This is a genomic window from Candidatus Planktophila versatilis (genome assembly GCF_002288265.1).
GTDB lineage: Bacteria > Actinomycetota > Actinomycetes > Nanopelagicales > Nanopelagicaceae > Planktophila > Planktophila versatilis.
In genome coordinates, this window is record NZ_CP016778.1 from 1,015,728 (window position 1) to 1,034,102 (window position 18,375).

Below are 18,375 nucleotides of genomic sequence, written 5' to 3' on the forward strand. Positions count from 1 at the left end.
TCGTTGCTCTAGGCGTGCGAGAAATGTCGGGTTGAAGTGAAGAACATCGCTATTCCAGCCTTAGTTGCCGCAGCAATCACTTCCTCATCACGAACGCTGCCACCTGGCTGCACGATTGCTATCACCCCGGCTGCGCTAAGAATCTCAAGACCATCAGCAAATGGGAAGAATGCATCGGAAGCGCCCACACTTCCTGCAACGCGAGCTCCAGCGCGATCAACGGCCAGCTTTGCAGAATCAACGCGGTTGACTTGCCCCATTCCGATTCCTACCGCTGCGCCATCTTTAGCAAGAAGAATGGCGTTGCTCTTCACGGCGCGAACAGCGCGCCATGCAAATTCAAGATCGCGCATGACATCGGGTGAAAGTGCGGCGCCAGTTACTTGCTTCCAATTCTTTAGATCATCACCATCGGCTGCAATGAGATCAGTCTCTTGCACTAACACGCCACCTGAGACGGGGCGAATTTCAAGAGGCGAGATTCGAGTATGAGCGCATGTAAGAATTCGAATGGAGGGTTTCTTCATCAGTATTTCTAACGCAGCGCTCTCATATTCTGGCGCAATGATTACTTCAGTAAATACTTCCGAAAGAGACTGCGCCATCGCAGCAGTGATCGTGCGATTTGCCGCTACCACCCCGCCAAATGCCGATACTGGATCGCATAAATGTGCCTTTGCATACGCTTGCGCAATATCTTTTCCGACTGCGATGCCGCATGGGTTGGCGTGCTTAATGATTGCCACACATGGTTCGACATGATCCAAAGCCGCTCGCCACGCTGCATCGGCATCGGTGTAATTGTTAAATGACATCTCCTTGCCATGTGATTGCACTGCATTCACAATTCCCGATGGGCCACCACGATAAATGGCAGCTTGCTGATGTGGGTTCTCGCCATAACGAAGGGAATTCTCGCGCTTGAAAATTAGACCAAGCCAATCAAGATCTTGAATCTCATCGCTCACTGTTGAGCCAAGCCAACTTGCGATGGTGAGGTCGTATTCCGCTGTTGTGCGAAATACTTCCAGAGCAAGTAACTTTCGCTCTTCATCGCTAAATCCACCGGCTTTTATGGATGCAAAGAGCTGGTCATATTGCGATGTATTGCAGATAACTGCAACAGAACCATGGTTTTTGGCTGCCCCGCGCAACATTGATGGGCCACCGATATCAATCTGCTCAATACACTCAGCAAAATCAGCACCTGAGGCAAGTGTTGCTGCAAACGGATACAAGTTAATGACAACAAGATCAAAGGGTTCGATATCAAGATCTGCAATTGCTTTCAGATGTTCTGGATTATTCTGATCGGCCAAAATTCCTGAATGAATCTTCGGGTGCAGAGTCTTTACGCGACCACCCATAATTTCTGGAAAACCGGTATAGGCGCTCACCTCGGTTACTGGTATTCCAGCGTCCTGCAGTGTTTTGGCAGTAGAACCAGTGGAAAGTATTTCAACGCCAGCTTCAACCAGAACTTTGCCAAGTTCGAGCAATCGCACTTTGTCATAAACACTGACTAGCGCCCTACGAATCGGTTTGCGATTAGCCATTATTCTTCTCCTGCGTAGCCAGTATCGATGCAATAGTCGCAACGATGAGACCGCGTTCCAGAATCTTAATGCGCTCGTGTAGAGACTCCTCGGTTTCCCCACTACCTATCTCGAGTTTTTCTTGAGCGATAATTTCCCCGGTATCTAACCCAGCATCAACCCAATGAATTGTCGTGCCGCTTTGAGTGGCTCCTGCTTGCAGGGCGTCACGAACTGCATGAGCACCTGGAAAGAGCGGCAGAAGTGAAGGATGGCTATTAATGATCTTAAATCTCTCAACTGTCATAGCTGAGAGTAAGCGCATGAACCCAGCGCTAACCACGAGGTCAGGCTTGAGTGCGCCAAGGAGTGTCTCGAGCTCTCGATCCCATTGTGTGCGATCGGCCATCATGGGAACAACAAAAGACTCAATCTGCGCTGCTTCTGCTCTGGCAATAACGTGAGCATCTTTCTGATCAGAGATGACTGCCACAATATCTACATCAGCCAAAGTTGTTGAGCGCGCATCGAAAATGGCCTGTGCCAGCGTTCCACCGCCGGAAGCAAGAATGACAACTCGCTTCACCGAACGCCTCTATTTAATACCTTATTGGAAATAAATATTGTGACAGCTAGACCTATTCCCATTTCGAGGGCGATGGAGAGTGCGAACTTCCAGATTGAAACGCCCATGGCGCCCATCTCTGCGGTAATCAGTGATCCACTTGCAAGATAGCCAAGAACTACCAGACCAACGACTGTAAAGAGATAGCTCTGGATGATCGCGCGGAAATCGAAATTTGCTGTCAGATAACCTAAAAGTGCACCAAGGCCAATAAAGAAAAGTATTCCAAACAGTGCAAGAGGTTTTGGGCCCACTGGAAGAATTCCAAGAAGTGGCAGGGCTGGAATCTCGCCCAAGCTATATGAATGCGGTGAAATCAGAGTTCCAGCGCCAACTGCCAATCCAGTTCCTGAAAAATAAGACGCACCGGCAATGGCTGCATTCGGTAGATAGAGAATATTGAGAAAGAGGAGTAGTACTCCACCAAAGATTCCGGGCTGTAGCGAGGTCGTAATTGTTCTCACCTGAGAAAAATTGATGAAGATAAGTACTGATACGACGATGAATGAAACTCCTAGGAGAACTGATAAAACTCGAGCACTCATTTGAAGTGGGCGTGATGGCACTACCCGACTACCCACTGTCAGAGTTGAAATCAGAGCGATGGCAAATGCAAAGAGTGGGGCTAGATACCACTGCACTGCAACCGTGTTTGATCTGCTCATGAACGCCAAAATGGTGACGAGTAGTGCATAAATGATTGAGAAGTTAAGTCTCACAACATTAAGGTCGTGGTAATCACCCTTAAGTCGCTCGAGAGCGCGCGTAAATGAGGAGCGAATAACAAGAATTGGCAGAACTACTGCACCTATAGGCAAGTAGGTGAGATAGCCAGCAACACCAGTTGGTGGAAGGGAGAGTTGAAATGGAATGTGATGAGCGCCGAGCCAGATCCAGAGCGCTCCACGTATGGGATCTGTAGTTGATCCGCTTGCGCTACCTGCTGTAGACCAAGCAATCAGTGCAATAAAAGAGAATGGCAGCAGTAGAAATGCAGCACTACGAAATACATGAGACAACGAGACCAGGAGGACGCGTTGCATCGTGGGATTAACGACCTAGTATGTCGCGCATTAATTGCGCAGTTTCACTTGGTGTTTGTCCCACTTTCACGCCAGCTGCTTCAAGTGCATCTTTCTTAGCTTGCGCAGTACCGGATGAACCAGAAACGATTGCACCAGCATGTCCCATAGTTTTTCCTTCAGGAGCGGTGAATCCGGCAACGTAACCCACAACTGGCTTGGTGACATATTCAGCGATAAATGCAGCTGCCCGCTCTTCGGCATCGCCACCAATTTCACCAATCATCACAATTGCAGTTGTTTCAGGATCATCTTGGAATGCACGTAGGCAATCAATATGGGTGGTTCCAATAACTGGGTCTCCACCAATACCAACAGCTGTTGAGAATCCGATATCGCGAAGTTCGTACATCATTTGATAAGTAAGAGTTCCTGACTTTGATACCAAGCCAATCGGTCCACGCTTTGTAATATCTGCTGGAATGATGCCAACATTTGATTGTTCGGGGCTAATCAGCCCTGGACAGTTGGGGCCGATGATTTGTGTGGTGCCTTTTTGAAGCGAGTAGGCATAGAAGAATGCTGAATCGTGCACCGGAATACCTTCAGTGATGACAACAACAAGCGGCATCTTGGCGTCGATTGCATCAATGACCGCTGCCTTAGCAAACTTTGGCGGCACGAAGACCACTGAAACGTTGGCTCCAGTTGCTGTCATTGCCTCAGCTACTGTGTTAAACACTGGAAGTGATGTGCCATCGATATCGACTGACTGTCCACCCTTACCGGGTGTCACACCACCAACAACTTTGGAACCTGATGCCAACATGCGACGGGTGTGCTTAGTTCCTTCAGAACCAGTCATTCCTTGAACGATTATCTTGCTTGCTGAATTAATAAAGATTGACATTACTTGGCCGCCAATTCTGCAGCACGTGATGCTGCTCCATCCATAGTCTGCGCCTGCTCCACCAATGGGTGGTTAGCTGCGCTAAGAATTGCACGACCTTCAATAACGTTATTTCCATCGAGTCGAACAACGATTGGCTTCGTTGCCTTCGGTCCAAGTAGTTCCAGGGCTTGAACGATGCCATTTGCAACCGCATCACATGCAGTGATTCCGCCAAAGACGTTAACTAATACGCTCTTCACATCTGAATCACCAAGAATGATGGATAGACCATCTGCCATCACTTGGGCTGAAGCACCGCCACCAATATCAAGGAAGTTCGCTGGGCGCATTCCGCCGAATTTTTCTCCAGCATAGGCAACAACATCGAGGGTAGACATCACAAGACCAGCGCCGTTTCCAATGATTCCAACTTGACCACTATCAAGCTTGACGTAGTTCAGTCCCTTCTCTTTGGCAGCTGCTTCTAGGGCATTGGTGGAGTCGTGATCTACCAGAGCCTCATGATCTGGTTGGCGAAAATCAGCGTTCTCATCGAGAGTTACTTTCCCGTCAAGTGCGACAACACGACCATCTTCTGTCTTTACAAGTGGATTTACTTCAACGAGCGTGGCATCTTCTGATTGGAAAGTTTCCCAAAGTTTGACCAGCACATCTGCAACTTGCGCCGCAACATCTGCGGGAAATTGTGCTTGGGTAACAATCTCTGTCGCCTTTGCCAATGAAATTCCATCGACGGCGCTAACTGGCACCTTTGCCAATTTCTCTGGCGCAGTATGAGCAACTTCTTCAATATCCATACCGCCGGCAACCGATGCCATCACAAGAAAGGTGCGGTTAGATCGATCAAGCAGTATGGAAACGTAATATTCATCAACGATAGGTGCGGCCTGAGCAATCATCACTTTATGAACAGTGTGGCCTTTAATATCCATTCCAAGAATGGCTCCTGCTTTTTCCTTTGCATCATTTGCGTCAACTGCCAGCTTTACACCGCCAGCTTTTCCGCGCCCACCAACTTTTACCTGCGCCTTAACAACTACTTTGCCACCCATCTTGGCGGCTGCATCGTGTGCTTGATCTGCTGTTGTAGCGACTGCTCCTTGTAATACTGGAACGTTATGCTTTTCAAAGAGATCGCGTGCTTGGTATTCGTAGAGATCCACTAATGGGCTCCTTCAGGTGTGGCTAATGAGCAGGACGTGTATGCCCCTAATCCTAAAGGCTTAATTTATAGCGCTGTGACAGGGGCATATCGAAGCAGCAGGCGTTTATCACCGTAGGCGCCGAAGTTAATGGTCGCCTCTGATTTATCGCCCTCGCCGGCAAGTGAAACGACGGTGCCAAGTCCGAATGTGTCATGTGACACACGCTGTCCCACGACAAGTGCCATCGCTGTTGATTTCTTTCCCGTGGCTCGTGGCGGTGGCCCTGATGGAAGTCGAGATTTCTTCACACCGGATGAGGATGTAAAAGATGAACGAGCTTCGCTATTCCATTGAATAAGTTCAGCAGGAATCTCATCGAGGAATCGTGATGCCGGATTGTATTTAGGTGTTCCAAAAGTTAAGCGATATTCAGCGCGAGAAATGTAGAGACGTTTCTCCGCCCTAGTAAGACCCACATAGGCAAGTCTGCGCTCTTCTTCAATCTCTTTCGGATCATCGAGGGTGCGGGCATGGGGAAATATTCCATCTTCCATTCCGGTGAGAAAGACTGTTGGAAATTCCAAACCTTTAGCGGTGTGCAGAGTCATGAGGGTGACAACTCCCCCATGATCGGCTCCATCTGGAATTTCATCGGCATCGGCCACAAGTGAAACTTTCTCCAGGAATCCTGAAAGTGAAATCTCTTCATCTTCAATGAGCTCTTCAAATGGGCGCCCTTCATAATCCATCGAGGCTGAAACAAGTTCCTTCAGGTTCTCCACTCGCACTTCATCTTGCGAATCTGTACTTGCCTCAAGTTCAGTAAGCAACCCAGATTGCTCAAGGACTGCTTCAATAATCACGGAAGGTTTTGTCTTTGCTTCCACCAGAGTTTGCAGAGCTGTGAGCATGGAGGTGAAGGAACTAATGGAGTGGGCAGCTTTATTTGGCACCGCTGTTGCCTCTGTTACTCGCAAAAGCGCGTTCCAGAATGAAATGCCGTGTAATTCGGCGAACAACTCAACTTCTTCCAGGGCGCGATCTCCAATACCCCGCTTAGGAAAGTTAATAACTCGACGCAGTGAAACTTCATCATCAGGATTGGCCAGCACCCGAAGGTATGCCAGTAGATCCTTTACCTCTTTGCGCTCATAGAAGCGCAGCCCACCAACGACTTTATATGGAATTGCTGCACGCATAAACACTTCTTCGAAGATACGAGATTGAGCATTTGTGCGATAGAAGATGGCGGTATCGCCCGGGTTTGAGTGGCCCATATCCTGCAGTGAACGAATCTCGCCCTCAATGAATTCAGCTTCGTCATACTCAGATTCTGCAACGTATCCAGTCAGTGGCGCACCTGCACCAGCATCAGACCACAGATTCTTCTCTTTGCGAGATTCATTCTTAGTGATGACCGCATTCGCGGCGCTGAGAATATTCTGGGTGGAGCGATAGTTCTGTTCAAGTAAGACCGTAGTTGCGTTTGGGTAATCAACTTCAAATTGCAGAATATTTCGAATTGTTGCCCCACGAAAGCCATAGATAGATTGGTCGGCGTCTCCAACAACACAGAGCTCTGCCAGTGGGAAGCCGTCTCCTTCAACGCCGGTAAGTTCTTTTACTAATTGGTACTGAGCATGATTTGTATCTTGATACTCATCAATTAAAATATGGCGAAAGCGAGAGCGAAAGCGAGCCTTGGCTTCAGGGAATTTCTGCAATACCTGAACAGTCTTCATGATCAAGTCATCAAAATCCATGGCGTTGGCCTGCTGCAGCCGCTTTTCATAGAGGGTATAGACATCAGCAACGATGGTTTCGAATTGATTGCTAGCCTGACTTAAGTATTCATAAGGAGTCTGTAATTCATTCTTTGCATTAGAAATCAGATTCTGGAATTGGCGCACTGGATAACGCTTGGAATCAAGATTGAGCGTCTCCATGACTCGTGAAATGAGCTTCTGAGAATCGGCTGAGTCATAAATACTGAAAGTACTGCTGTAGCCAAGTCGTTCCACCTCTTGGCGCAACATGCGCACACACGATGAGTGGAATGTAGAGACCCACATTGACTTTGCAACAGGGCCAACAAGTTCAGTGACCCGCTCTTTCATCTCACCGGCAGCCTTATTGGTAAATGTAATCGCCAAGATTTCATAGGGGCGCACATCGCGTCTAGCCATAATGTATGCAATTCGGCGTGTGAGCACGCGCGTCTTTCCAGAACCAGCACCTGCCACAACCAGCAGCGGTGATCCGGCATGGGAAACCGCCTTCTGTTGCTGCGGATTGAGTCCGTCTAGCAATGGGTCGGTCGCGCTCATGCCGCGGAGTCTATTAGGCTTGTGCATCATGGAGCCGATTGCAGATTCAGAGATCAAGCGCGTTTTAGTTATCAACGCCCACCCCGATGATTCAGATTTCGGAGCCTCAGGAACTATCGCGCAGTGGGTGGCGCAAGGCATTGAAGTCTCTTATGTGCTGTGCACAAATGGCGACCAAGGTGGCGAAGAATCTGGACTTACCAAAGAAGAGATGCCGGCAGTGCGTCAGAGAGAACAACGCGCAGCATGTGCCGCACTCGGAATTAGTGATGTCACATTCCTGAATTATGTAGACGGTCATCTTGAACCGACTATCGAGCTACGCAAAGATATTGTCAGGCAAATTCGCCGAGTGAAACCAGATCGTATGATCTGCCAATCACCTGAGCGCAATTGGGAACGCATCGGTGCCAGCCATCCAGATCACCTAGCTGCAGGTGAAGCCACTATTCAAGCGGTCTATCCCGATGCCCGTAACCCATTTGCCTTTACAGATTTATTGGAAAAAGAAGGTCTACAACCGTGGAAGGTGAAAGAAGTCTGGATGCAGGGTCACGCACATCCAGATCACTTCGTTGATATCACCGACACATTCCACTTTAAATTGGCGGCGCTGAAAGAACATGCTTCCCAGACATCACATATGGAAAACCTGGAAGAAATGCTGCGCGAATGGGGCCAACGTAACGCTGGCTTAGGCGAACTTCCAGAGGGTCGAATCGCCGAAGCATTCAAAATCGTCAATACGAATTAAATATTAGATACTGAAGGTATCGATTCCCGCACTATTTTTGCTTCTCTTGATTTTTCCATAGGATTCAAGTACTTCAAGATGTCCAAGTACGGGGTAGACCAGATATTTATATGCAGGATCTGGCCATGGTCCCATTCGAGTATGTGCGATCTCAATCAGTTCTAGCATGGTTATCGGCTTAGCTACTTCTTGAATAGTCTCGAAGCAAATTTTTTCAATTCGATCCGTGTACGCAAGAGATAGATCTAGAAAATCAAGACCAAGTTGACCTTTATATCGTGGATAGTGTGATGTCAGTACTTCACTTGGTTTGTAGGCCTTTAAAAGTCGAATTGTTGAACGATATGCCTCAACAAATCTATATGTGGGTGGGAATGCTGGAGCACCATCTGCAAGGAGAACTGACTCACCTAAAACTGCGTCTCCGATAATTACTGCACCAGTCTGTTCGTCGAGTACAGATAAATGTCCCCATGAGTGTCCAGGTGTATGGAGTATCTCTACCATGCGTCCGCCTAAATCAATTCGCTCATTACCGGCAAAACCAATATCTACTTTACTTTCAAAGGCAACGGTACGAATGAAATCGACCGCTTCTTGCGATTCTGCAAACCCGTGGTCATGAGCAAATTCGTTATATCGATCATCAATCATAATCTGAAGGTCTTCAATCATCGGACGATCTCGTTCACCACAACATATCAATGCATTTGGCATCAGCTCTTTGACTGCGCCATTGCCACCAGTATGGTCGTAATCTGAGTGTGTATTAATGGCATAGCGAACTTTGCTCAGTGAAAGATTATGTTCTTTAAAGTATGGAACTAAGGTTTCACGTATCGAGCCATCAAAACCGGTATCGACAAGCAAAATATCAACTTTGCCAACGATGGCATAGAGGGCCACATAACGAGGCCCAATTGGACATTCAATGCGATGTAAACCTGGGAGTATCTCCATTTTTTGCCTTTCCCTATCTTCCTTTGAAATTCGGTTTTCTTTTTTCGGTAAAGGCCGCTCGGCCTTCATCGCTATCTTCGGTTGTGAAGCAATATGCAAAAGTGTCATTCTCGTACTGCAACCCAACATCTACAGCAGTTGACATTGAGACTCGCACCAGATGTTTTGCCAGTTCTGAAGCGATAGGAGCATTTCCTGCGATTCGAGCTGCGAGATCGGCTACCTTTGCATCAATATCAGCATCATCGAAAATTCTGTCGACTAGGCCCCAATCACGCGCCTCCTCTGCGCTCACCATGTCCCCTGTGAGTAACATTTCAAGTGCTCTGCCAGGTGACATCACACGTGGAAGAAGCTGCGTGTTGCCTGCTCCTCCATGCCATCCAAGTTTTATCTCCCCAGCAGCAAATCTGGAATCGGGAGTTGCATAACGAATGTCAGACATCAGCGCCATTTCGAGTCCACCACCGATGCAATAGCCTCTAATTTTCGCAATTACTGGTTTACGAATCTTCCAAAGTTCGCGAGCGTAATCAATCCGGTTTCGTAACTGCCAATTAGACCCATAGTCATCAAGAACTTTTACATCACTTCCAGCCGAGAACGCTCTACTTCCAGTTCCGGTCAGGATGACCACGCGAATGGAATCCTCATTATTAATGTAGGTGACTAATTGGATGATGGCCTTACCCATTGCAGGCGTCATTGTATTGAGCTTCTCTGGGCGGTTTAAAGTTATAGTGGCAACTGCTCCATCTTGTACAAAGAGCAATTCATCTGGCAACCCTGGCAAAGTTCTCATTATCGTGGAGATTTCTTACGAGCATCTGTCGATGCTTGTATCGCTTGGCTGAGAAGTACTTTCATGGCGGCTTCGGCTAGATCAGCATCTTCCTCAACAATTGCGTCCAGAACTGCTTGATGTTGAATCAGAAAGTCTCCATCATCGACAACGTGGCGAACCATGTCATCTCTAATCTTCAAAAGTGGAATGAATAGTTTTCCAATACGTTTCATCAACTCATTCTGCGTGGCATCCAAAAGAGCTTGATGAAATGCCGCATCTGCTTCACCGATTGCTTCAGATTGTGGTCCCTCTTGATAAAAGGCATCTGTCATTTTCTTCAATGAATTGGTGAGGACAGAGATATCTTTACTTCCGCGTCGTTTCGCAGCAATTCGAGCTACCCATGGTTCATAGCTCGCTCGAACTTCTTCTAAATCGCGAACTAATTCTCGGCCAAGCCCAGATGCCTGTAGCCAAGAGATCACGTCAGGATCCAATAAATTCCACTCATGTCGCTCCAGCACAATCGTTCCGGTCTTAGTGCGAGCACGAGTTAAACCCTTGTCGTGAAGCACTTTGAGAGCTTCCCGGACTACGGTGCGACTGACTCCAAATTGAGCTTCCAGCACATCAGATGTAATCACTGAGCCCGGCGCAACTTGACCAGAGACTATTTGGTTGCCCAGTGAGATGACAATCTGGGTTGGCAGGTTGCGCGCCATCTTAGTTTTCATAGGAGTGAATCAGTTTCGCAGATAGCAAGTGCGACAGGTCCTTGTCCCCAAGGAACTGAGAATCCACGTGGCGTAAATTCATAATGTGACTTTCGGGTTGATGCCATGACTGCGGCAGTCACATTTTGAAGTTCACCGGCAGAATCTGTATCTGCAATCACCCCGGCAAGTGCTTTGATCATGGCTGGTTTCACAATCGACTCATCAACTATTCCAAGCTTGATTGCGCGAGCAAAACCAGTTGCCATAAAGCCTGCAGTGGAACCTTCTTCACCTGATCGTTCGCTATCAACAACACACCACCAGCGACCATCTTCGCGCTGAAGTTTAATCATAGAATAAATCAGTTTCGTTGAAGCATCTTCAATTTTCTTGCGTCCCGGATGATTGAGTGAAATGTTCTTCAGCACATCCATCATTCCGAGTAAGGCCCATCCTTGGCCACGACCCCAACCTGGCGCCCAAGTTCCTTCGACGCCATTCATAAAGAAGTGATCAAAAATCCCATTTTCTTTTTGTAGCGCATCAATATATGCGTGCGCCTGTTCGACTCCAACGGTAACCAAATCTTCTCTACCTGTTTCTTTACCAAGTGCGGTGAAAAATGGTGGATCAAAGTGAAGACAGTCGATGCATGTTCCCCCTGGTGGGTTTGCCAGCCACTTTGCTTCATTTGTTGGAAGCTCTTCCCCGCCATATGGTGGAATCAAACAGAGTGATTCCCAGGTGTCATAAATTCCACGGTCTTTTGTGCGGCTCATTAGATATGCAGCTAATAGATTGAGTGAATCGATAATCGCTTTATCTTTTGTCTCATGAGCGATTTCCACCATTGCAACACCGGGTGCTGTGCAATCAAGGCGTCGAAATGGTTCTGGTCGGCTTGCCCAGGCGCGAATCCAGCCATTTGCAAATGAAAAATAAGTGGGATCCTTGAGTAATCGGCCTGCTTCCAGAATTCCCTCAAATCCTGTGGAATCGCCAAAATTCCAACTCTTGTACGGCATTGCAAGCAGAGACTTGCCTACCTTTTCTAGAAGTAGAAGTCTTTCTTCTCGCGATGGGAGTGCGGGTGCCTGAGTCATCTATTTACCGTCCCTTAAATTCTGGTTTACGTTTTTCTGCAAAAGCTCTTTGGCCTTCAGCTGCATCTTCAGTTGTCATGCAGTATGCAAAAGAATCATTTTCGTAGAGCAGTCCGGTTTCTAGCGGAATGCTTTGTGAGATTCGCACCATGTGCTTGGTCATTTGCGCCGCGATAGGAGCTTTCTCAGCGATAGATTCCGCAATAACAATGGCGCGATTAAGCACTTCTTCTCTGGGTACTAACTCTTGGATCAAACCCATGCGAAGTGCATCAGCTGCCAAGACGGGTTCTCCGTGCAATAGAAAGAGCGAGGCATTTCCAGGACCCACTCTGTGTGAGAGCAATTGAGTCTGGCCGGAACCACCATGCCAACCCCATCTAATCTCACCTGCTAAAAACTTTGCATCAGGAGAAGCCACGCAAATATCTGAAGCACATGCCATTTCAAGTCCGCCACCAATTACCCAGCCGTGAAGAGATGCAACGACAGGTTTCTTGATAAGCCAGATTGCACGGGCATAATCAAGATTACGATCAAAGCGATTGCGATATTCCCAATTACTTCCATATTCGCCTAAATCAGTGAGGTCGCTGCCAGCACAAAAACCTTTCTCGCCTTTGCCATAAAGAAGTACAGAGCGAATTTCTAAGTTGTTATTAATCTCGTAGATGTAGCTATTCATCTGCTCATCCATAGTCACGGTCATCGCATTTATCTTCTCGGGGCGATTAAGAATGAGATGGGCAACTTTTCCATGAACTTCAAAATCGACCTGTCCTGTAAGTGGTGTAGCCATTTCTTACTCCTTCACTGTTCCGACGGCGCCAGACTTAATGAGCTCTTCAACCTTCGTGGCCGGCATTCCAAGAAGATCAATCAAAATTTCCTTCGTATGTTCACCTAAAGCAGGTGCACCGCGGCGAATAGTTGGTGGAGTATCAGAAAGACGCACCGGAGGGCGTACGGTTTTTGCACTTCCACCCCGCAGCTGCGGTTGTTCCCAGATGTACTTTGTTTCAATAATATGTGGATCTTTCACAAGAGCTTCGTAGTCATACACCGGCCCACACCATGCTCCGACTCGATCACAGATTTCAATCCACTCAGCAGTAGTCTTCTCTTGGAAACTATGTCGAATTAGCTTATAAATCTCATCACGATGTTTATGTCCGTCGTTGTAGTGCGTCAAGGTTCGCAGGAAATCATTATCCAGAACTTCGCCCAGAATTGAGAGCGGCACCATGGCCAAAGTTAGCCAAGCATCTTTTGTTTTATACACGCCATATGGTGCTGGAATTGAGGCATGCGCACTCCGTTCTTCCATACGAGTTGGCATACGATCTGTATTTAAGAAAGTCACAATCTCTTGAAGCTGACAATCCATCACGACTGACAACATATCGATTTCAACGTGTTGACCAGTGCCAGTCTGATGGCGTGATTCAATTGCGGCAAGAATTCCTATAACTGCCTGATATCCAGTCATCACGTCAGCGCCCCAGAGCGCACTCGGAGTTGGGTCATCACCTAGCGCTCCAACGCTAAACATCGAACCGCTATAGCCCTGAACAATGAGGTCTTGCCCTGGGCGATCTCGATAAGGCCCAAAAGATCCGTAACCCGAAATAGAACAGTAAACAATTTTGGGGTTTATCTTCTTAAGGTCCGCGTAACCAATTCCCAGGCGGTCTGCAGTTCCAAATCTAAAGTTTTGCAAGAAGACATCAGATTTCTTCACTAGCTCATAGAGAACTTCTTTTCCTTCTGCACTCTTAAGATCGATTGAAAGCGATCTCTTATTGCGATTGACTGCAAGAAATGTGGTCATCTCGCCATTACTCTGTCGATCTTCGAATCCGCGAGTTCTATTAAATTCACCATTAACAGGCGGCTCAATTTTTATTACATCAGCGCCAAGGTCACCGAGTCGAGTTCCGGCAATGGGTCCTGCCAACATCTGTGTTGCATCGATTACGCGCAGGTTATCTAGGGCGCCTTTAGCTGAATTCATGGATAGATACTTTCTTATGAAGAATTCAATGTCAACGAAATTTCGCTGCCATCTACCGGGTTATTGCCTTGCTGAACTGGGGTTTTATCCCATTTATGCAAATCGGCAGCTCAGGCCGCCGTCAACGATCCAATCTGCCCCGTTCACAAATGAGGCATCATCGGAGAGAAGGAAGGTAACAACCTTTGCGATCTCTGATGTCTGTGCCATGCGAGCCATTGGTTGCACCGCCATTGATTCGGCCTTCTTTTCAGGCAGCATTTCAAACCACGACAGCAGTAACGGGGTGAGGGTGTACCCAGGTGAGACCGCATTGGTGCGGATCTGGTGGATGCCTTCATCAAGTGCCAAGTTGCGGGTCAAACCAATGACGCCTGACTTTGCAGCTGCATATGGGAAATACTTTGGGTAGGTCATGCGCGCATGGATTGATGCAATATTAACAATCGCACCCTTCTTAGCTGCTCGCATTGAAGGTAATACTAATTTTGCAGTATGCCAGACGCTCTTTAAATCTACATCAAAGAATTTGTTCCACTCTTCATCGGTCATTTCAACTGCATCTGCATTTGAATTCACACCTGCGTTATTGACTAAGCCTGTAATTGGACCGAGCTCTTTTACAATCGCATCATGGGCCGTCTTAAGTGAATCAAACTTACCCACATCTGCTTGATGGAACATCACTTTAAATCCTTGCGCCGTCAATTCGGCTGCATAGGCTTCACCGGCTGGGACTACGATGTCACAGAACGAGACTCGAGCTCCTTGTTGAACAGCATCTAAAACAATTGCTGCACCAATTCCAGATGCTCCACCTGTGACAAAAACATGTTCATTTTGAAGTTTCATTTCTTTCACCAATCTGCTACTGAGCCGTCGTTGTGGAACCATTGAACCGGAATACCCGATACAAATGGGTGTTTCGCTGCTTCTTTTTCATCCATCTCAACGCCGATTCCCGGTGCAGTCGGTGGATAAATATGACCATCTTTGATTTCTGGGACGCCAGAAAATACTTCTGAACGCCAAGAAACATCCGAGCGCATCACTTCTTGAATGAGGAAGTTCGGTGTAGTCAGGCCAAGATGTACGTTGACCATAGTTGCAATAGGGCCAAGTGGGTTATGTGGCGCCATCGTAACTCCGTATGTGTCACAGAGCGCTGAAATCTTTCGTAGCTCTGTAATGCCACCTGCATGACACACATCCGGTTGAGCGACATCAATAAGACCATCCTCGAGGAGCGGCAGGAAATCCTCACGGTGAAGCAGGCGTTCACCTGTGGCAAGCGGAACAGTGATCTTTGCTCGAGCCCGCTTCAGCGCTTCATGTTGATCGGGTGGAACAATTTCTTCGAGAAAGAGTGGCTTATAAGGAGCTAAAACCTCAGCGAATTGAATCGCCATCGCGGCAGTTGTTCGTCCGTGGAAATCAATCATGATGTCTACATCTGGTCCAGCAGCACGTCTGGCTGATTCCATCAACTCTCCTGCATGGCGAAGTTTTTGTGCATCTCCAAGCGGTGCCGATTGCGGAACCGCAAGAATTTTCACTGCGGTAAATCCATCTTTGATGCTCTGCTTCATCTTATCTTCAAAGGAAGAGACACTGTCAGAGTTATAAACGGCATCAGAATTTCCACCACCAAGGTGGTCATACATGCGTACTCGATCTCGGGCTAAGCCACCAAGAATGCGCCACAGTGGAACGTTTAAATCTTTTGCCGAAATATCCCATAGCGCTTGATCAATTCCGCTTATTGCAGACATTGTCACGGCTCCACCTTTAAAAAATGGGTGCCGGTAAAGAATCTGCCAATTGCGCTCGATTTCACGTGGGTCGCGGCCGACAAGTAGCGGCGCTAAATCTTCTACCGCACCAACGACCGCTTGTGTTTGAAACTCCAGAGTAGCTTCACCAATTCCAATAAGTCCTGCGACATCTGTATATACCCGGACAACAACCCAATTGCGCATCTTGGCATTGACGACAGTTGTTGTTATTTTAGTTATCTTCATTTTTTACCCGATTTCACTCTCTTAATTTCAGCGATGAAAGCTGCAACCCTTGTAGGAATTTCTGGAATTCCGCCACCTAGTAAAGGTCCCCCGACTCCGAAGCCTAAAACACCTGCAGCAAACCAATCCTTAATGTTTTCTACACTTACTCCACCGGTAGCCAACCATTTGGCTTCTGGGAATGGATCTCGAACCGCCTTCAAATAGGCGGGGCCAAAGTGTGAGGCTGGAAAGAGTTTCAAAACTTTCGCACCAGCCTGCAGCGCACGAGCCACATCGGTAGGCGTGGCAACACCTGGAACTGATAGAAGGTTGAGATCAAGAGTCTTCTTAATGACTGCAGCATCTGTATGTGGTGAGAGAACAAATGTAGCTCCCGCCTTCTTTGCGCTAATGACATGTGCAGGGCTCATAGCTGTTCCAACTCCAACTGTGATTCCCTTGATGGCTGAGAATTCTTCAATCAGATCAAAGACATCGGGTGTTGTTGTCGTAAATTCAAAAGAGGTAATGCCTGCACTATGTAAGGCATGCGCCGCGCTCCTGCCTTCAGCCGATGTCTTAGTACGAATAATGGCAACTATAGAACTCTTCTCAAATTCCTCTAGTGCGCTCATGAACTCTTTACCAATCTCTGAGAGATGACACCTGATGTGCCAAATGGAAGACCTGTCCAGTCCCCCAAGTGTGATGCAACGAGTGCGCCACATGTACTTCCTTGCAAAATTGATTCTCGCATTGAAAGTCCACCTAAAATTCCAGAAATCGTACCTCCCACAAAAGCATCCCCAGAACCAACAGGATCCACAGTTTCTACAACTTCTGGGGATATGTCGAACCTTTCGCCATTGTGCAGCACGCGCATTTTCTGATCACCCGCAGTCATGATTGCTGTTTTTGCACCCGCAGCACCAGCTAGTCGAAGATTTTCTTCCGGGTCGCTACTTCCCCAGACCACGGCGTATTCGTCCACGCCACCGATAACGAGTTCAACATCATGAATGAGTGAATGAAGTGCCTGAGCAGCCTGCGATTCACTCCATAGTTTGCGGCGCAGATTGATATCAAAGCTAATTGGAATGTTGTTTTTGCGGGCTAAATCCATTGCCTTTGCAACTGCGCCAGCAGAACTTTCCGAGATTGCAACAGATATTCCAGTCATATGCACCCATCGAGCAGAGGCAATCTCTTCCTCTTTGATATCTGCCACAGAGATTGTTGAGCCGGCAGATGATTTACGAAGGTAGGTCACATCTATCGGATTCTCTTTGCCACGATTACGCACCAGTGCAGGGGTATAAGACTCAACGGTTTTAATCCCATCAAGACTCAGTCCCTCACTTTTCAGTTTCGCAAGAATATTCTTTCCCAGCTGATCGGCTCCGAGCCGCGAAATCAAAGTTGCACGCAGCCCAAGGCGCGTCACCGCAACTGCAACATTTACTTCGGCGCCGGCAACAGATAACTCAAATTTTGCCGCTGTCGCTACGTCATCAGTATCAGTTGCAAGAAAGAGCCCCATCATTTCGCCCAGGGTATAGAGATCAGACATTTGTCTGCACCTCTTCAACAAGTGCGAGCATTTCTTCAATCTCTCTTAACGTATCTACATCAAGTGACACGGTCGGATTCCGACAGTAGTTCGTCTCAATAATTCCACGCTTAAAAAGAACATCTTTCTCAGCAGCGATAAGTAAATCGAGATTTGATATCCATCGAGCGATATGCGGGATAAACCTATCTAGCCGTGAATCAAACTCCTTGTGATCACCTGCGAGCAATGCTCGCTCTGCCCAGAGATACAGATCAGTGAGACCACACCCCGGCTGAAGTCCGTCAGCACCTGCGGCAACTCCCTCTTTCCAAAAGATTCCACCCCAGCCAATAAGAGTTCTGACTCGACCGTTAGTTAAGGAATTAACAGTCTTGATTGATTCTGTAGGTGGATTCGCTTCACATTTGATAATTTGCAGATTCTCATATTTATTTGCAAGATTCACAAGCCCTGAAACATCAGCCATTCCACCGGCTTGCGGAAGGTGTTGAATTACCACTGGAATTTTGACCGACTTCAAAATAGATTCAAGATGAAAATCTATTTGCGCAGCAGTTGGCGCAAAGAATGTCGGTGGCAAAATATTGATGTAATCGACACCCATTGCTTCATAGTCTTTTGCTCGAATTACTGCCAGCTCTGATGAGTGATCTGCCACCGTGGTAATGATCTTCAGATCTGAGCCAGCACGTTCGGTCAGCAGGATATCCAAGAGTTGATAACGCTCTGGGTCGGAGAGTTTTATATTCTCACTTGCCACCCCGAAGAACAGAGTGGATTTCGTTCCGATCTCGATAATCCAACGGCAGAGCGCGCGAAAGCTTTCGTAATCGACTTCACCTTTTGTTGTGAAAGGAACAGATAAAACCGGGCAAACGCCTTTGATGCTCACCCGGTC

The 18,375-nt window shown here is 47.5% G+C and carries 18 protein-coding genes; 1 reads left to right on the plus strand and 17 read right to left on the minus strand.

Annotated elements, in window-relative coordinates; all coding sequences use genetic code 11:
- Nucleotides 1-8 precede the first annotated feature (8 nt).
- The 6 genes from purH to pcrA all read right to left on the minus strand — a co-directional run bounded on the left by purH (nt 9) and on the right by pcrA (nt 7,567).
- Nucleotides 9-1,556: a bifunctional phosphoribosylaminoimidazolecarboxamide formyltransferase/IMP cyclohydrolase gene (purH, locus tag A1sIIB76_RS05195; RefSeq protein WP_095697143.1), complete on the minus strand. Its 1,548-nt coding sequence runs from the start codon at nt 1,554-1,556 to the stop codon at nt 9-11.
- On the minus strand, nt 1,549-2,121 hold the full coding sequence (gene purN / locus A1sIIB76_RS05200) for a phosphoribosylglycinamide formyltransferase (RefSeq protein ID WP_095697144.1): 573 nt from the start codon (nt 2,119-2,121) through the stop codon (nt 1,549-1,551). Before purN ends, purH begins: the two co-directional genes overlap by 8 nt.
- The gene (locus A1sIIB76_RS05205) at nt 2,118-3,203 is read right to left on the minus strand and encodes a cell division protein PerM (protein WP_095697145.1); all 1,086 of its coding nucleotides are present in this window, start codon (nt 3,201-3,203) and stop codon (nt 2,118-2,120) included. The genes purN and A1sIIB76_RS05205 overlap by 4 nt, the downstream gene beginning before the upstream one ends.
- A gap of 7 nt (nt 3,204-3,210) precedes the next feature.
- Entirely contained in the window at nt 3,211-4,092 is an 882-nt protein-coding gene (gene sucD / locus A1sIIB76_RS05210; protein ID WP_095697146.1) for a succinate--CoA ligase subunit alpha, read from the minus strand.
- Complete coding sequence (gene sucC / locus A1sIIB76_RS05215) at nt 4,092-5,258, minus strand: ADP-forming succinate--CoA ligase subunit beta (protein WP_095697147.1); 1,167 nt, start codon at nt 5,256-5,258, stop codon at nt 4,092-4,094. Before sucC ends, sucD begins: the two co-directional genes overlap by 1 nt.
- A 65-nt stretch (nt 5,259-5,323) precedes the next feature.
- The gene (gene pcrA / locus A1sIIB76_RS05220) at nt 5,324-7,567 is read right to left on the minus strand and encodes a DNA helicase PcrA (RefSeq protein ID WP_095697148.1); all 2,244 of its coding nucleotides are present in this window, start codon (nt 7,565-7,567) and stop codon (nt 5,324-5,326) included.
- 28 nt (nt 7,568-7,595) lie between these two features.
- On the opposite strand from pcrA, the gene A1sIIB76_RS05225 reads away from it, so the two are divergent.
- Nucleotides 7,596-8,321 carry a PIG-L deacetylase family protein gene (locus A1sIIB76_RS05225; RefSeq protein WP_095697149.1) on the plus strand — a complete coding sequence of 242 codons (726 nt, stop codon included), beginning with the start codon at nt 7,596-7,598 and terminating at the stop codon, nt 8,319-8,321.
- 3 nt (nt 8,322-8,324) lie between these two features.
- Here the strand turns inward: A1sIIB76_RS05225 and A1sIIB76_RS05230 are convergent, their stop codons facing one another.
- From A1sIIB76_RS05230 to A1sIIB76_RS05280, 11 genes are all read right to left on the minus strand, one after another.
- Nucleotides 8,325-9,281 (minus strand): MBL fold metallo-hydrolase, encoded by a 957-nt coding sequence (locus A1sIIB76_RS05230; RefSeq protein WP_095697150.1) that lies wholly within the window; start codon nt 9,279-9,281, stop codon nt 8,325-8,327.
- A 13-nt stretch (nt 9,282-9,294) separates the two neighbouring features.
- Nucleotides 9,295-10,083, minus strand: coding sequence for an enoyl-CoA hydratase/isomerase family protein (locus A1sIIB76_RS05235; protein WP_095697151.1), 789 nt, complete (start codon nt 10,081-10,083; stop codon nt 9,295-9,297).
- On the minus strand, nt 10,083-10,802 hold the full coding sequence (locus tag A1sIIB76_RS05240; protein ID WP_095675158.1) for a FadR/GntR family transcriptional regulator: 720 nt from the start codon (nt 10,800-10,802) through the stop codon (nt 10,083-10,085). Before A1sIIB76_RS05240 ends, A1sIIB76_RS05235 begins: the two co-directional genes overlap by 1 nt.
- Nucleotides 10,799-11,887, minus strand: a complete 1,089-nt coding sequence (locus A1sIIB76_RS05245; RefSeq protein WP_095697152.1) for a glycoside hydrolase family 88 protein — start codon at nt 11,885-11,887, stop codon at nt 10,799-10,801. The genes A1sIIB76_RS05240 and A1sIIB76_RS05245 overlap by 4 nt, the downstream gene beginning before the upstream one ends.
- Before the next feature lie 4 nt (nt 11,888-11,891).
- Nucleotides 11,892-12,686, minus strand: coding sequence for an enoyl-CoA hydratase/isomerase family protein (locus tag A1sIIB76_RS05250; protein ID WP_095675160.1), 795 nt, complete (start codon nt 12,684-12,686; stop codon nt 11,892-11,894).
- A gap of 3 nt (nt 12,687-12,689) precedes the next feature.
- Nucleotides 12,690-13,901: a CaiB/BaiF CoA transferase family protein gene (locus tag A1sIIB76_RS05255; protein ID WP_095697153.1), complete on the minus strand. Its 1,212-nt coding sequence runs from the start codon at nt 13,899-13,901 to the stop codon at nt 12,690-12,692.
- A gap of 93 nt (nt 13,902-13,994) precedes the next feature.
- Complete coding sequence (locus tag A1sIIB76_RS05260; RefSeq protein WP_095675162.1) at nt 13,995-14,753, minus strand: SDR family NAD(P)-dependent oxidoreductase; 759 nt, start codon at nt 14,751-14,753, stop codon at nt 13,995-13,997.
- A 5-nt stretch (nt 14,754-14,758) separates the two neighbouring features.
- Nucleotides 14,759-15,922 carry a galactonate dehydratase gene (gene dgoD, locus A1sIIB76_RS05265; protein ID WP_095697154.1) on the minus strand — a complete coding sequence of 388 codons (1,164 nt, stop codon included), beginning with the start codon at nt 15,920-15,922 and terminating at the stop codon, nt 14,759-14,761.
- On the minus strand, nt 15,919-16,539 hold the full coding sequence (locus A1sIIB76_RS05270) for a bifunctional 4-hydroxy-2-oxoglutarate aldolase/2-dehydro-3-deoxy-phosphogluconate aldolase (RefSeq protein ID WP_190286227.1): 621 nt from the start codon (nt 16,537-16,539) through the stop codon (nt 15,919-15,921). The genes dgoD and A1sIIB76_RS05270 overlap by 4 nt, the downstream gene beginning before the upstream one ends.
- The gene (locus A1sIIB76_RS05275) at nt 16,536-17,474 is read right to left on the minus strand and encodes a sugar kinase (RefSeq protein ID WP_095697156.1); all 939 of its coding nucleotides are present in this window, start codon (nt 17,472-17,474) and stop codon (nt 16,536-16,538) included. Before A1sIIB76_RS05275 ends, A1sIIB76_RS05270 begins: the two co-directional genes overlap by 4 nt.
- Nucleotides 17,467-18,369, minus strand: a complete 903-nt coding sequence (locus tag A1sIIB76_RS05280; protein WP_095675166.1) for a dihydrodipicolinate synthase family protein — start codon at nt 18,367-18,369, stop codon at nt 17,467-17,469. The genes A1sIIB76_RS05275 and A1sIIB76_RS05280 overlap by 8 nt, the downstream gene beginning before the upstream one ends.
- Nucleotides 18,370-18,375 lie beyond the last annotated feature (6 nt).

What these genes read in the sequence shown, in the direction of transcription:
- A1sIIB76_RS05270 (WP_190286227.1), bottom strand. Translation starts at nt 16,539, where the DNA reads ATGAGCGCACTAGAGGAATTTGAGAAGAGTTCTATAGTTGCCATTATT.
- A1sIIB76_RS05275 (WP_095697156.1), bottom strand. Translation starts at nt 17,474, where the DNA reads ATGTCTGATCTCTATACCCTGGGCGAAATGATGGGGCTCTTTCTTGCA.
- A1sIIB76_RS05250 (WP_095675160.1), bottom strand. Translation starts at nt 12,686, where the DNA reads ATGGCTACACCACTTACAGGACAGGTCGATTTTGAAGTTCATGGAAAA.
- A1sIIB76_RS05235 (WP_095697151.1), bottom strand. Translation starts at nt 10,083, where the DNA reads ATGAGAACTTTGCCAGGGTTGCCAGATGAATTGCTCTTTGTACAAGAT.
- A1sIIB76_RS05205 (WP_095697145.1), bottom strand. Translation starts at nt 3,203, where the DNA reads ATGCAACGCGTCCTCCTGGTCTCGTTGTCTCATGTATTTCGTAGTGCT.
- purH (WP_095697143.1), bottom strand. Translation starts at nt 1,556, where the DNA reads ATGGCTAATCGCAAACCGATTCGTAGGGCGCTAGTCAGTGTTTATGAC.
- sucD (WP_095697146.1), bottom strand. Translation starts at nt 4,092, where the DNA reads ATGTCAATCTTTATTAATTCAGCAAGCAAGATAATCGTTCAAGGAATG.
- dgoD (WP_095697154.1), bottom strand. Translation starts at nt 15,922, where the DNA reads ATGAAGATAACTAAAATAACAACAACTGTCGTCAATGCCAAGATGCGC.
- A1sIIB76_RS05230 (WP_095697150.1), bottom strand. Translation starts at nt 9,281, where the DNA reads ATGGAGATACTCCCAGGTTTACATCGCATTGAATGTCCAATTGGGCCT.
- A1sIIB76_RS05240 (WP_095675158.1), bottom strand. Translation starts at nt 10,802, where the DNA reads ATGAAAACTAAGATGGCGCGCAACCTGCCAACCCAGATTGTCATCTCA.
- A1sIIB76_RS05260 (WP_095675162.1), bottom strand. Translation starts at nt 14,753, where the DNA reads ATGAAACTTCAAAATGAACATGTTTTTGTCACAGGTGGAGCATCTGGA.
- A1sIIB76_RS05225 (WP_095697149.1), top strand. Translation starts at nt 7,596, where the DNA reads ATGGAGCCGATTGCAGATTCAGAGATCAAGCGCGTTTTAGTTATCAAC.
- pcrA (WP_095697148.1), bottom strand. Translation starts at nt 7,567, where the DNA reads ATGAGCGCGACCGACCCATTGCTAGACGGACTCAATCCGCAGCAACAG.
- A1sIIB76_RS05245 (WP_095697152.1), bottom strand. Translation starts at nt 11,887, where the DNA reads ATGACTCAGGCACCCGCACTCCCATCGCGAGAAGAAAGACTTCTACTT.
- A1sIIB76_RS05255 (WP_095697153.1), bottom strand. Translation starts at nt 13,901, where the DNA reads ATGAATTCAGCTAAAGGCGCCCTAGATAACCTGCGCGTAATCGATGCA.